This is a genomic window from Exiguobacterium sp. PFWT01, from assembly GCF_018255795.1.
Classification (GTDB): domain Bacteria; phylum Bacillota; class Bacilli; order Exiguobacteriales; family Exiguobacteriaceae; genus Exiguobacterium.
In genome coordinates, this window is record NZ_CP073755.1 from 1273132 (window position 1) to 1286249 (window position 13118).

The 13118-nt window shown below is 48.0% G+C and carries 14 protein-coding genes; 10 read left to right on the plus strand and 4 right to left on the minus strand.

The genetic code is table 11. From position 1 onward, the window contains the following. Positions 1 to 16: 16 nt before the first annotated feature. On the minus strand, positions 17 to 1174 hold the full coding sequence (locus KD909_RS06610) for an MFS transporter (RefSeq protein ID WP_211782725.1): 1158 nt from the start codon (positions 1172 to 1174) through the stop codon (positions 17 to 19). 257 nt (positions 1175 to 1431) lie between these two features. Here KD909_RS06610 and KD909_RS06615 point away from each other — a divergent pair, with 257 nt between their 5' ends. Next, positions 1432 to 2025, plus strand: a complete 594-nt coding sequence (locus KD909_RS06615; RefSeq protein ID WP_211782726.1) for a GNAT family N-acetyltransferase — start codon at positions 1432 to 1434, stop codon at positions 2023 to 2025. A gap of 44 nt (positions 2026 to 2069) precedes the next feature. Beyond that, a complete protein-coding gene (locus tag KD909_RS06620; protein ID WP_211782727.1) occupies positions 2070 to 2630 on the plus strand; it encodes a histidine phosphatase family protein in 561 nt (186 codons plus the stop codon). 84 nt (positions 2631 to 2714) lie between these two features. On the opposite strand, the gene KD909_RS06625 is transcribed toward KD909_RS06620, so the two are convergent. Continuing rightward, a complete protein-coding gene (locus KD909_RS06625; protein ID WP_211782728.1) occupies positions 2715 to 3719 on the minus strand; it encodes a tyrosine-type recombinase/integrase in 1005 nt (334 codons plus the stop codon). Positions 3720 to 3820: 101 nt separating this feature from the next. On the opposite strand from KD909_RS06625, the gene hflX reads away from it, so the two are divergent. The 4 genes from hflX (at position 3821) to glnA (ending at position 8254) form a co-directional block, all read left to right on the plus strand. Continuing rightward, on the plus strand, positions 3821 to 5068 hold the full coding sequence (gene hflX, locus KD909_RS06630) for a GTPase HflX (protein ID WP_211782729.1): 1248 nt from the start codon (positions 3821 to 3823) through the stop codon (positions 5066 to 5068). Between the two features lie 2 nt (positions 5069 to 5070). Next, the gene (locus KD909_RS06635; protein ID WP_211782730.1) at positions 5071 to 6369 is read left to right on the plus strand and encodes a methionine gamma-lyase family protein; all 1299 of its coding nucleotides are present in this window, start codon (positions 5071 to 5073) and stop codon (positions 6367 to 6369) included. 92 nt (positions 6370 to 6461) lie between these two features. Then, positions 6462 to 6866: a MerR family transcriptional regulator gene (locus KD909_RS06640; RefSeq protein ID WP_031423479.1), complete on the plus strand. Its 405-nt coding sequence runs from the start codon at positions 6462 to 6464 to the stop codon at positions 6864 to 6866. A 47-nt stretch (positions 6867 to 6913) separates the two neighbouring features. After that, a complete protein-coding gene (glnA, locus tag KD909_RS06645; RefSeq protein ID WP_211782731.1) occupies positions 6914 to 8254 on the plus strand; it encodes a type I glutamate--ammonia ligase in 1341 nt (446 codons plus the stop codon). A gap of 129 nt (positions 8255 to 8383) precedes the next feature. Here glnA and KD909_RS06650 read toward each other — a convergent pair whose 3' ends face one another. Then, positions 8384 to 8824, minus strand: a complete 441-nt coding sequence (locus tag KD909_RS06650) for a metal-binding protein (RefSeq protein WP_211782732.1) — start codon at positions 8822 to 8824, stop codon at positions 8384 to 8386. Then, complete coding sequence (gene lexA, locus KD909_RS06655; RefSeq protein WP_031423487.1) at positions 8824 to 9444, minus strand: transcriptional repressor LexA; 621 nt, start codon at positions 9442 to 9444, stop codon at positions 8824 to 8826. The genes KD909_RS06650 and lexA overlap by 1 nt, the downstream gene beginning before the upstream one ends. A 203-nt stretch (positions 9445 to 9647) precedes the next feature. Between lexA and KD909_RS06660 the strand changes: the two genes are divergently transcribed. The 4 genes from KD909_RS06660 to tkt all read left to right on the plus strand — a co-directional run bounded on the left by KD909_RS06660 (position 9648) and on the right by tkt (position 13085). Beyond that, positions 9648 to 9884, plus strand: a complete 237-nt coding sequence (locus KD909_RS06660; RefSeq protein ID WP_211782733.1) for a hypothetical protein — start codon at positions 9648 to 9650, stop codon at positions 9882 to 9884. A 71-nt stretch (positions 9885 to 9955) separates the two neighbouring features. After that, positions 9956 to 10600, plus strand: a complete 645-nt coding sequence (locus KD909_RS06665) for a YneB family resolvase-like protein (protein WP_012726457.1) — start codon at positions 9956 to 9958, stop codon at positions 10598 to 10600. Between the two features lie 60 nt (positions 10601 to 10660). Further along, positions 10661 to 10894 carry a DUF896 domain-containing protein gene (locus KD909_RS06670; RefSeq protein ID WP_031423491.1) on the plus strand — a complete coding sequence of 78 codons (234 nt, stop codon included), beginning with the start codon at positions 10661 to 10663 and terminating at the stop codon, positions 10892 to 10894. 199 nt (positions 10895 to 11093) lie between these two features. Further along, positions 11094 to 13085 (plus strand): transketolase, encoded by a 1992-nt coding sequence (gene tkt / locus KD909_RS06675; protein WP_041917901.1) that lies wholly within the window; start codon positions 11094 to 11096, stop codon positions 13083 to 13085. Positions 13086 to 13118: the final 33 nt, after the last annotated feature.

Genomic DNA, 13118 nt, shown 5'->3' on the forward strand with positions numbered 1-13118 from the left:
AGAAGGCGCCTTATGTTTATACAGATGATACGGTCAACATAGACTGTTCAGTCGATCGTCCGATCCAAATCAACGGAAGGGTCAAAAGTGCTCCGAGAAGGTAAACCGAATCGATCGGTAGTCCATCCGCAAGAAGACCGAACAGCAAACTCCCCACACTGAATGCGAGGGCGTATCCCGTTTGTTGCACACTATATACATAGGGAAGTCGCGCAGTCGGGATCTGTTCTTGAATGACGGTATTCGCCTGGATGATCCGCATTTGTGTGGCTGCCCCTTGAATCACTAACGCCAAAATCGCAAACGCGAGATGCTCGGTCACGCCGAACAACATGGCGGCAACAATGGATAAGACGGCAGTCGAAGGTAGCGAGGGTGCTCGACGAGACCGATAAAGATAGGCACTCGCCGCAATCATACTAATCAAAAATGATGCGTTCAGCGTTCCCCACCAGCCTGTATCGACTTGCAGATGTCGCTCGAGATAGACGAGGAGCAACGCTGAAATCCAAAGCGTGCTGACAAATGATTCATACGTCACAAACCAAGTCACACGACGAGCGAATGGTGACGTTCTTACATAAGTAAGACTATCGCGTAAGGTAATCGATTCCTCCGTTCCATCATCGACGATGTCTTCCGTAAGCGATTGATAGAAGTAAATCGTCACAACCGTTGAAAGGCTGAAGAGAACGAGTGAAACGATTAATGAAAAGGCGCTAGACGAGAGAGAGACGAGCATCGTCCCGAGCGGCCACATCGCGAGTTGGATGAACTGATTGGAACCTTGAACGAGGCTGTTCGCTTGTTGACGATTCGTCGCCAAACTTGGGATGAACGAGGCTTGAATCGGACGTGCGAATCCATCGAGAAATGCAATCCACATGACGAGTCCGAGAATAAGAATCGAATCCGTGAAGAGAACGAGAACAAGGGTGATCGTCTTCATCAGTTGTGACAGGACGAGCGTTTTCCCGAGCGAGTAGCGACTGAGGATGCGGGCGAAAAAGAGTCCGCTGAGCGTCATACCGGCAGTCACGGCAATCGGGAAGCTGGCAGCCATGAGAGCGGACCCAGTTTGTTGATACAGCAAGGCAATGAGCGCGACGATGTACAGGACATCGCCAATGTTTGCGAGCCATTGGCTAACGAGCAGTGTGTAAAACGATTTCATCACAAATCTCCTCCGAATCTATTCAATTTGGTGGGCTGGACGAATCTTTTTTACACATTTTCACCTCTTCATAAAATGATATAAAAATAATTATACAAAATTTGATTAATTCTGTAAACTTATCATATGGGTGAAATTGTCATAATAGAAGAGTGGAATGATTCAACAAGCTTTGATACTAGTGGTTAAAAAGCAATTACGTGGGTTACTTTACGAAAGTGAATTCAAAAAATAATGAATGATAAGGATGGAACCAGATGCTTGAATATAAATTAAATGACGATATTACATTGAGAATGTTCAATACAGACGATGCGGACGAACTATTCGAGCTGACGATTGCATCGAAGCCTTATTTGCGAGAGTGGCTTGGCTGGCTCGACTATATTGAGACGGTGGAAGATTCGAAGCGGAACATAGAGGGACGAATCAAAGGGTTGATTGAAACGGGCGGGCGCCCAAAATCGTTCGCTTTGATGTATAAAGGAGCACTTGCCGGAACAATTGGATTTAACGAAATCGATCGTGGTATCCAATGTGGCACAATCGGATACTGGCTAGGACAAGAGTTTCAAGGGAAAGGCATCATGAGTCAAGCGCTCGAAACCATCATCGAGTATGGGTTTCAAGATTTGAAGCTAAATAAAATTGAAATCCGAGTCGCGACAGAGAATGTGAAGAGTCGGGCACTTCCGGAACGATTCGGCTTTAAAGAAGAAGGGGTCATTCGAGATGCGGAGTGGCTGTATGACCGTTACGTCAATCATGTCGTCTACGGGTTGTTGCGACATGAATTTTTGCAGCTAAACCATCATTCTAAAGCTTATGATGAGGCTGGAAATCGTATGTAAACAACGACGAGAAGAGATACGTAATTTAAAAAGGGGACTACTGAATGACAACCATATACTTTGTCAGACATGCACATTCTACCTATACACCAGACGAATTTGCTAGACCGTTATCCGAAAGAGGAATGCATGATGTTGCTGAAATTACAAATCTTCTAATCGATGAGGGGATCGATATCGTGACGTCGAGTCCATATAAACGAGCCGTTCAAACCGTACAAGGTATCGCGGATTATCTTGGACAGGACGTTGTAGTGATAGATGATTTGAGAGAGCGAACCTTGACTTTAGCACCGGCTAAAGATTTTACAAGCGCGATGGAGACCGTTTGGAAAAATCCTGCGTTCGCATGGGAAGGGGGAGAGTCGAACGTTCAGGCTCAATCTCGAGGAATAGAGGCTCTACAATCACTGCTCCGCACGTACGAAGGGAAAAAAGTGGTGCTCGGCACACATGGAAATATCATGGTTCTCATCTTGAATTACTTTGATGAACAGTATGGATATGAGTTTTGGAAAGAACTCGACATGCCGGATATCTATAAGGCGACTTTTGAGAACAATACATTGATGAGTGTCGAGAAGTTATATAAACCTCAAGGTTAGAAATCGATTGACTATAGATGGTAAGGATCAAGTTGTCTTCGTACCATTGGATAACCTGAAATCGTACAGACCAAGACCCGCCCTTCACGAGAGGGCGGGTCTTTCGTCTGACTCAAATAACTCAGTTCCGAACTCTTCATACGCCTGTTCATACCGGCGGAGGGAAGATTCCTTATGCATACAGGTGATATTCATCCGCTCGGATGGTGTCATATCGCCAGCATATGTCTTCAACACATGGGCGTTTCGAAGCATCGATGGGGTGACGGAACGTGCGAGTCCACTCCGCTCGTTTAGCTGCCGCATCATCTTCGTAATCATGACGATCGTCAATTGCTTCGGTTGATTCTTCGCATACACCCAGCGGAACGTCATCCGGGCGAAATCGAATGAGACGAAGACCGGATCTTCGGAGTACCAGCGTGGTCTCACCGGCGTTGGGATATCAGCTAGATAATTCATGAGCAATGATTGATCTTCCTGTGACAGCTTCAACGTGAACCGGTTTCCGAGACGATCATACACGTCGAAGGTGTGATCGGCCAGATGCAAGTCGCTCATTCGCAAACGGATGATGTGATGGACACGCAATCCATATTTATAGAAAAGCGTCACAATCAGTTCGTTCCGATTGACGAGATAAGGATGAGCTTGGAGCTGATTCTCACTCAGTCCTCTCGTCGAACGAATCGTTTGAACGAGTCGGTCGAATTCAGATTCGAGCGCGACTTGGTCGACTGTCAACGTATGTGACGGTTGGGAATAGGCAAGCATCTTTTTACGAAGCGGATTTAAAAATTGGGTCAGGCTATTGATGACCGTGACGATTCGTGCGACGGTCGCCTGTTGATAGTGCTTCTCTTCGATTAAAAAGTCATTCACGAATGTCTTCCACGATTCAAGGGGAACGTCTAACCAATCTGTCGGTTCGTTCAGTTCGACATTATGGTCGTGAAAGTATTTGTGCACGTCAATCAAGTCGTAGCGATATCGCTTAAGCGTCGAGGGTTGACGACCGCTGGCGCCGAGATGATAGAGGTAGGTTTCAATAAATTCCGGGAGCGGATAGTCTTTTCTTCGTTTCGTCATGGTCGAGCCTCCTTCTTCCTTTATCCTACCACAAACGGACGTTCTCTATACGCTGATTCGTGGTAAGATGGAAGGTGAGACTTTATGGAATGAGGGATTACATGATAGAACGTGAAAAAGTTGTCATTGTCGGTTGTCAGTTGCCTGACATCGATGATTGGACATATGAACAGTCGATGGGCGAGCTCGTCGAACTCGTGGACACGGCGCAAGGTGAAGTCGTTGCGAGACTTGACCAAAAGCGTCAACAAATCGACCGTCGTACCTTTATCGGGAAAGGGAAAATCGAGGAACTCGCGATGCTCGTCGAACAGTTCGAGCCGGACTTATTGATTTTCAACGCTGAGTTGACACCGGCACAGTCGAAGAACATTCGCATCGCCTTGAACGACCCGGATGAAATGAAATTGATTGATCGCACCCAGCTCATCTTGGACATCTTTGCGAGCCGTGCGCAATCGCGGGAAGGGAAATTGCAGGTCGAACTCGCACAGATGAACTATTTGCTACCACGTCTCATCGGTCAAGGGACGCAACTCTCGCGACTCGGTGGTGGAATCGGGACGCGTGGTCCTGGTGAAACGAAGCTTGAATCGGACCGTCGTCACATCAAGCGACGCATCGATGAAATCACGAAACAGCTCGAGGGGACAGTCGCACACCGTGGACGTTACCGAGAACGCCGGAAAGAAAATCGCGTATTCCAAGTCGCGCTCGTCGGGTATACGAATGCTGGGAAGTCGACAATCTTTAACCGATTGACCGATGCCGACACGTACGAGCAGGATGAACTGTTCGCGACGCTCGACCCGTTGACGCGCGAGCTCGAACTTCCGCGAGGCGGGAAAGTGCTGATCACCGATACGGTCGGATTTATCCGTGACTTGCCGACGAAACTCGTTGCGGCGTTTCGTTCGACATTAGAAGAAGTTGTCGGTGCCGACTTGATCCTCCACGTCATCGATGCATCGAACCCGCACTACCTGAATCAAATCGATACGACGAATGCGGTATTGGAAGAACTCGGTGCGAGTGAGGTGCCTCAGCTCGAGGTATATAATAAGAAAGACCGTCTCACGGAAGACTTCGTCGGCGGACCATTGTTGATCTCGGCGATCGCATCGGAAGATATCGTGACGTTGACAGGAGCACTCGAGGATAAGATTGCGGACATTTTGACAAGAGTCCATGTCATTCTCCCGGTGACGGCGTTTGAACATTACCACCCGGCCAAAGAGGCGATGTATCGTCTTGAAGAGAGCTTTTTAGATGACGGTTCTGTCGAATTAGTAGGTTATATGAGAGAAGACACGCGTCTATACGCGACGCTAAAACAATTTGAGGTGTAAGTATGTGGCAAGAAAAGATTGCACATTATGATGCACTCGCGCCGTTCGTGAAAAAAGCGGAGGCGCGGGTAAAACCGTTTTTCGAAAAGATAGAAGAAACAGCTGAATTCAACCAGTATCGCGTCTTAGAATCGTTTAAAAAGCATAAAGTATCAGATTTTCATTTTAATCCGACGACGGGATATGGGTATGACGATATCGGTCGAGACACCCTCGAGTCGATTTATGCGGATGTGTTTGGAGCCGAGCTCGCGCTATGTCGACCACAAATCATCTCCGGTACCCATGCAATCGGGATTGCCTTGTTTGGTGTCCTTCTACCAGGTGATGAGCTTCTCTATATCACAGGGAAGCCGTATGACACGCTTGAGGAGATTGTCGGCATTCGTGGCGATGGTCGCGGTTCGTTAAAAGAACTCGGTGTCCATTACGATACTGTCGAATTAAAAGAGGAACGTGAAATCGACATCGACCGCGTCCTCGAACGGATTCGTCCTGAGACGAAACTCGTTGGGATTCAGCGATCGAAAGGGTATGCGAATCGTCGCAGTATTCCAGTCGATGAAATCAAAGTGGCCATCGAACGGATTAAAGCGGAACATCCGCATGTGTATGTGTTCGTGGACAATTGTTACGGTGAGTTTGTCGAGACAATCGAACCGACGCACGTCGGGGCTGACTTGATGGCTGGTTCTCTCATCAAAAACCCAGGCGGTGGATTGGCGAAGACGGGCGGTTATATCGCTGGTACGAAAGAGTTAATTGAACGGTGTTCGTTCCGTATGACGACCCCAGGTATCGGAAGTGAAGCCGGACCATCACTCTACTCGCTTCAAGAGATGTATCAAGGCTTCTATATGGCACCTCATACAGTCGCACAGGCATTAAAAGGGGCCCATTTGACGGCAAGTCTATTGTCTTTGATCGGATTCGAGACAGATCCTCACTATACGACTCTACGAACGGACTTGATTCAGTCGGTGACGTTCCGTGACCGCGACAAGATGATTGCGTTTTGTCAGAGCATCCAAATGGCATCGCCGGTCAATGCCCATGCGTTACCGGTGCCGGCCTATATGCCGGGTTATGAAGATGACGTCATCATGGCAGCTGGGACGTTCATTCAGGGTTCTTCCATCGAGCTGTCTGCCGATGGTCCGCTTCGGGCACCGTACACGGCGTACGTTCAAGGTGGTCTGACGTATGCTCACGTAAAAGTCGCGCTCATGTTGGCGTTGAGCCAATTACACGGTAAAGGATTGGTCGAATTCAATGACCAAAATCAGCCGACACATTTGTAACTAATCTGTCATGTTAACTTTCTTAACATCTATTGACAGTATTGTTGTCATATATTATTCTCACATTGTGAGACAGAAAAGGAGGGGTAAGGATGGCCGATCAATTTCGTCGCTCCAACCCGTTGTTTCCGATTGGAATCGTCCAAGATTTGACGCAACTGACAGGTAGACAGATTCGGTATTACGAAGAACAGGGTCTGATTTCGCCTAGTCGGACGGAATCGAAACGACGACTTTATTCCTTTAATGATGTCGAACGTCTACTCGCAATCAAGGATTACATTGATCAAGGCTTTAACTTGGCGGCGATTCGCCACATGTTAGAGCAAGAAGGTGAAAAAGAAGCGGAAGCATCTGCTCCGGCCGCACCGGTCAGTGAAGCACCGAAGGTTTCGGAAAAAGAGTTACATCATTTGTTGAAAACACAACTTCAAGAAGCCGGTCGTTTCAATAAGACGTCGCTCATTCAAGGTGAGCTTTCACGTTTCTATCGATAACGCCGCACACATCAACCATTACGCAATGTGAGAGGGGACATTTTACCATGGCCAGAAAAACGTTCACAAAAGAAGACATTAAACGCATCGCACAAGAGGAAGACGTACGCTTTATTCGTCTTCAATTCACGGACATCCTCGGAACAATCAAAAACGTCGAGGTGCCGATCAGCCAATTGGACAAAGCACTTGATAACAAGATGATGTTTGACGGATCGTCAATCGAAGGATTCGTCCGCATCGAGGAATCAGACATGTACTTGTATCCAGACCTCAACACGTGGGTTGTCTTCCCGTGGACAGATGGCAGCGGAAAAGTTGCTCGCTTAATTTGCGATATTTATAACCCAGACGGTACACCATTCAGCGGTGACCCGCGCGGTACACTCAAGCGTAACCTTGAGAAGATGCAAAAACTTGGTTTCACAGCGTTCAACGTTGGACCAGAGCCAGAGTTCTTCTTGTTCAAAAAAGACGCATCAGGTCGTCCGACTCTTGAACTCAACGACCAAGGTGGATACTTCGACTTGGCACCAGTTGACCTCGGTGAGAACTGCCGTAAAGAGATCGTCATCGAACTTGAAAACATGGGCTTTGAAATCGAAGCATCACACCACGAAGTAGCACCAGGACAACACGAAATCGATTTCAAATACGCAGATGCTGTCACGACGGCAGATAACATCCAAACGTTCAAACTCGTCGTTAAGACGATCGCAGCGAAGTATGGTCTTCACGCGACATTCATGCCGAAACCGCTCTTCGGGGTAAACGGTTCAGGGATGCATGCGAACATGTCACTCTTCAAAGGCGACACAAACGTCTTCTACGATCCAAACGGCGACATGGAACTTTCAGATACAGCTCGCGCGTTCACAGCCGGTATCTTGGAGCACGCTCGTGCCTTCACGGCAGTATGTAACCCGACTGTCAACTCATACAAGCGTCTCGTACCAGGCTACGAAGCACCTTGCTATGTTGCATGGAGCGCACGAAACCGTTCACCACTCGTTCGTGTACCAGCGGCACGTGGTCTCTCGACTCGTATCGAAGTACGTTCGGTTGACCCTGCAGCGAACCCATACCTTGCACTTGCTGCCCTCTTGGCTTCAGGTCTTGACGGAATCGAAAAAGATTTGAATGCTCCAAAACCAATCGACAGCAACATCTACGTGATGGACAAGCCAGAACGTGTAGCAAACGGAATCGACGATCTCCCAGCGACACTCTTCGATGCGCTTGAAGTCCTTCGTTCGGACAAAGTCGTGATGGACTCACTCGGTGAGCATATCGGCGAACACTTCCTCGAGTTGAAAGAAATCGAGTGGGATATGTTCCGTATGCAAGTAACGGAGTGGGAACGCGATCAGTACATGACGCTCTACTAATAGAAGAGATATGCAAAAAAAGCACGGAACAACCTACAGTGAAGGTCGTTCCGTGCTTTTTATTTCCTATAACATTTGAGTAAAAAGGACCACTTCCGTGAAAAAACGGTAAGTGGTCCTTTAAATTGGTCAAAACGCTTTCTTAAAGAACGTTGATGTATAGTCGAGCGTCGTATGCAGTGTCGTCGCAAACACGAGTCCTAAAAAGAAAGACATGCCATGAATGTCCACCCATGAGCGGATTGCCTCTTCGTATGCCGTGAAGGGCAAGAGCAGCACGAGCGGGAAGCCGATATACGCAATCCGAATCACATCACTCAAACCAGGTAAGTGCGAGAAGAGCGAACGGTGCGGCATAAGCTTTACGTAAGGGAGCCAGATCAATTTGAGTGGTCCCCATCGATAGTAGGCGTCTGATTTTAAATCGAGGTCCGGGGAGAGCCAGAGTGTACCGATAATGGCACCGATGATCAAAGAGAATGGAACATCGATCTCAAGAAAAGGCGTGGCAACCGCGAGTGCTCCGGTTGCCACGAGATTCGTTCGGGTATGGGTCTTGCCACTAGCCATTAATGAATCGTACGGTATACACCGATAACCTTCCCTAAAATCGAGACGTTATCAAAATACATCGCTTCTAACTCGTCGTTTTCCGGTTGAAGGCGGACCTTTGAAGCTTCCTTGTAAATCCGCTTCACGGTCGCTTCGCCTTCTTCCGTCATGGCGACGACAATCTCTCCATTGTCGGCCGTGCTCTGTTGGCGCACGAGCACCCGGTCCCCGTCTAAAATGCCTGCGTTGATCATCGAATCCCCAGAGACAGACAACATGTATACATTATCTGACCCGACGATATGTGCAGGGAGCGGGAAGTGTTCTTCCACGTTCTCGATGGCGGTGATCGGTGTCCCGGCAGTGACCTTCCCGATGACCGGTACGTACATGACGGACTCTTGCTCTTCCATTGTCGGCATATCTTCAGTCAAAATTTCAATTGCGCGAGGCTTCGTCTTATCTCGACGAATCAATCCACGCTTCTCTAAACGATCTAGATGACCGTGTACGGTCGAACTAGATGCAAGACCGACGGCTTCTCCAATTTCACGAACAGAAGGCGGATAACCTTTTGCCCGTACTTCGTCTTTGATGAAATCAAGAATCTGCTGTTGTCGCGCTGACATTTTTTTCATTATGTTCACCTCGATATAATCGAATAACCTGCAATCGCATCCTATTCTTTATGTGTCTAGTGTAACACAAGAACACATGAGCGTACAAACATTCGTTCGTTTTTTTGTGTTGACCGAACACGGGTTCTTGTTTTATGATGAGAACAGATAAACGAACAAACGTTCTAACGAACATATATTCTTATACGGGAGGCAATTCAATCATGAAAGACACACTCAACGGAATCATTTTAGTCGGGATGCTCTTGGTCGGGATGTTCGCTTTTTATTTGGCTGGTGAAATGCGAGGGGAACAAAATGTTGTCGATCCGGTCGTCACGTCAGAGCGGACGATTGAACAAGAGGTCGCATACGTCGAAGCGGAATCGCTCGAAGCACAGATCATGGCAGAGCGTGAAGAGCATAACGAACGAAAAATGAAATGGTATGCCGCTGAGTGATCTTTCTTCATTGCGAATCAATCTTGAACTGTGTATCGTAACAAATGAATGCAATGAAAGGGAGTGGTGCGATGCGAGTCGTCATCTATTGCCGGGTATCGACGAACAAGTCTACCCAAGAGACATCACTCAGTCGGCAAGTCGAAGAATTACAGCAGCTGGCTTCGGGATTAGGGGCCGACGTCATAGATGTCATCACAGAGCAAGAGAGTGGTTATGAAGTCAATCGGCAAGGGCTACTTGATTTACTTGACCATGTATCCACTTCTCAGCTCGATGCTGTTCTCGTCACGGATGACAGTCGTTTAGGACGAGGGAATGCTAAGATTGCGATCTTGCATACTCTAATGAAGCATGACGTGCGATTGCTGACGATGCAGTCGACGTCGGACTATGTCGTTTCCGATGCCGAGAAGATGGTATTGGAGATTGTCAGTGTTGTCGAAGAGTATCAGCGTAAGATTCATAACGCAAAAATTTCTCGTGGGATGCGACGTGCCGTCGCCAACGGATTTAACCCACAGCGCAATATTCAAAATAACGATCAAGGTGGGCGACATCGAATCGAAGTGCCAATCGAGGAGATTATTCAACTGCGCGAGCGCGGGTTGACGTTTGCTGAGATTGCGGCGACCCTTCGAGGATTTGGTTATGAAGTGTCGAAAGCGACCGTCAATCGACGATATCTTGAGCACCAGTCGGTTGCTGAAACTTGATTCTTCCTCTCTGATTTTGTAAAGTATAAGAACAAATTCACTAGAGAGGGGGCGAGTCATATGTTAGCACCAGGACAATTGGAGCGAATCAATTTCCTCGCCAACAAAGCGAAGACAGAAGGACTGTCTCAAGAAGAAATGAACGAGCAACAAGACTTGCGTCAAGAATATTTGAAGGCGTTTCGTCAATCGTTCAAATCACAAATGATGGGGATGAAAGTCGTCGATCCAGATGGAAATGACGTTACACCAGAGAAGTTGAAAGAAGATCAAAAACGCTATCGCGGTGAGTGATCCCGAATGCACATCCTATTTCGCATAGGATGTGCATTTTTGTTATACACGAACACGCATCAGACGAACGGATTACATGCTATTTCATGCAATAGAAGGAAACGATTTCATCAAATGTGTTATACTAATTAATTAGTTGTGACACACGATTGAGTATGATAAAATATGACGGGTAGAAAACCTTCTTAACACAGAGAGGATGAAATTAGTGGAAACAACTACTAAAGAATTATTAGCGATTAACTCGATTCGGACGCTCTCAATTGATGCGGTCCAAAAAGCGAACTCTGGTCACCCAGGGATGCCAATGGGCGCTGCCCCGATGGCGTTTACACTTTGGACAGATAAAATGCGTCACAACCCGAAAAACCCGAACTGGTTCAACCGTGACCGTTTCGTGCTCTCAGCGGGTCATGGATCGATGCTCTTGTATTCGCTCCTTCACTTGTCTGGCTATGATTTGTCGATGGACGATTTGAAATCATTCCGTCAAATGGACTCGAAGACACCTGGACACCCTGAGTACCGCCACACGGCTGGGGTAGATGCGACAACGGGTCCACTTGGACAAGGGATTGCGATGGCTGTCGGGATGGCCATGGCAGAGAAACACTTAGAAGCGACTTACAACCGCGACGAGTTCAACGTCGTTGACCACTACACGTTCGGCATTTGCGGTGACGGAGACTTGATGGAAGGTGTATCTGCGGAGGCGGCTTCCCTCGCAGGTCACTTGAAGCTCGGTAAACTCGTCGTTCTTTACGATTCAAACGATATCTCTCTCGATGGCGACCTTCATAAGTCGTTCTCTGAAAGCGTAGAAGACCGTTTCAACGCTTACGGATGGCAAGTCATTCGTGTCGAAGACGGAACGGACATCGATTCAATCGCAAAAGCGATTGATGCTGCGAAAGCAGAGACGTCGAAGCCGACATTGATCGAAGTCAAAACGGTCATCGGATTCGGTTCACCGAACAAGTCGGGTAAATCGGCATCACACGGTGCGCCACTTGGAGACGCTGAAATCGAATTGACGAAACAGTTCTACAAATGGGAAGGCGAGTCATTCTACGTTCCAAACGAAGTATATGACTTATTCAACGAGAAAGTTGTCGAGCCTGGTGCGAAATATGAGTCAGACTGGAACGAACTCGTTGAAGCGTATAAAGCGGCACACCCTGAGCTCGGAGCACAGTTCGAGCGTGCGATGAACAATGAGCTTCCTGAAGGTTGGGATAGCGAGTTGCCGACATTCGAAATCGGTTCGAAAAAAGCAACACGTCAAACGAGCGGTGAAGTGTTGAACGCAATCGCAAAAGCAGTACCGACACTCTTCGGTGGGTCGGCTGACCTTGCCGGATCGAACAATTCGATGATCAAAGGTGCGGCAGACTTCGATGAAGATCCAGCTGGCCGTAACATCTGGTTCGGTGTTCGTGAGTTCGCGATGGCTGCAGCTGTGAACGGTATGGCCCTTCACGGTGGTGTCCTTCCTTACGGAGCGACGTTCTTCGTCTTCTCGGATTACCTCCGTCCTGCAGTCCGTCTCGCAGCACTTATGGGACTTCCATCGACGTTCATCTTGACGCACGACTCAATCGCAGTCGGTGAAGATGGCCCAACGCACGAGCCGGTCGAACATTTGATGAGCTTCCGCGCGATGCCGAACCTCTCTGTTCTTCGTCCTGCTGACGGCAAAGAAACGATTGCAGCTTGGAAACAAGCGGTGACATCGAAAACGACTCCTTCACTTCTCGTCTTGACTCGTCAAGCGTTACCAGAACTCGAAGGTACATCTATTGAAACGGCAGCAAAAGGGGCTTACGTCGTTGCGGGTGAATCGAAAGATGCAGACGTTCTCTTGCTCGGTACAGGTTCTGAAGTACACGTTCTCGTTGAAGCGCGTGAACAGCTCGCGTCAGAAGGCGTGAAAGCGGCAGTCGTCTCGATGCCATCATGGGAACTCTTCGAAGCGCAATCTGCAGAGTACAAAGAATCTGTTCTTCCATCTTCAGTCACGAAACGTGTATCACTTGAAGCGGGTGCGACACTAGGATGGTACAAATATGTAGGATTCGGTGGTAAGGTGCTCGGAATCGACAAGTTCGGAGCATCTGCACCTGGTGACCTCCTCATGAAAGAATACGGCATGTCAGTCGACAACGTCGTCAATGCAGTAAAATCACTTTAATCTTTAGTTAGATTGTTGTGACGGCCAATCGTT

Coding starts and splice junctions, on each gene's coding strand:
- KD909_RS06610 (WP_211782725.1), bottom strand. CDS start 1,174: ATGAAATCGTTTTACACACTGCTCGTTAGCCAATGGCTCGCAAACATT.
- KD909_RS06620 (WP_211782727.1), top strand. CDS start 2,070: ATGACAACCATATACTTTGTCAGACATGCACATTCTACCTATACACCA.
- KD909_RS06670 (WP_031423491.1), top strand. CDS start 10,661: ATGTTAGCACCAGGACAATTGGAGCGAATCAATTTCCTCGCCAACAAA.
- lexA (WP_031423487.1), bottom strand. CDS start 9,444: ATGAAAAAAATGTCAGCGCGACAACAGCAGATTCTTGATTTCATCAAA.
- glnA (WP_211782731.1), top strand. CDS start 6,914: ATGGCCAGAAAAACGTTCACAAAAGAAGACATTAAACGCATCGCACAA.
- tkt (WP_041917901.1), top strand. CDS start 11,094: ATGAAATTAGTGGAAACAACTACTAAAGAATTATTAGCGATTAACTCG.
- KD909_RS06665 (WP_012726457.1), top strand. CDS start 9,956: ATGCGAGTCGTCATCTATTGCCGGGTATCGACGAACAAGTCTACCCAA.
- KD909_RS06635 (WP_211782730.1), top strand. CDS start 5,071: ATGTGGCAAGAAAAGATTGCACATTATGATGCACTCGCGCCGTTCGTG.
- KD909_RS06640 (WP_031423479.1), top strand. CDS start 6,462: ATGGCCGATCAATTTCGTCGCTCCAACCCGTTGTTTCCGATTGGAATC.
- KD909_RS06615 (WP_211782726.1), top strand. CDS start 1,432: ATGCTTGAATATAAATTAAATGACGATATTACATTGAGAATGTTCAAT.
- KD909_RS06650 (WP_211782732.1), bottom strand. CDS start 8,824: ATGGCTAGTGGCAAGACCCATACCCGAACGAATCTCGTGGCAACCGGA.
- KD909_RS06660 (WP_211782733.1), top strand. CDS start 9,648: ATGAAAGACACACTCAACGGAATCATTTTAGTCGGGATGCTCTTGGTC.
- hflX (WP_211782729.1), top strand. CDS start 3,821: ATGATAGAACGTGAAAAAGTTGTCATTGTCGGTTGTCAGTTGCCTGAC.
- KD909_RS06625 (WP_211782728.1), bottom strand. CDS start 3,719: ATGACGAAACGAAGAAAAGACTATCCGCTCCCGGAATTTATTGAAACC.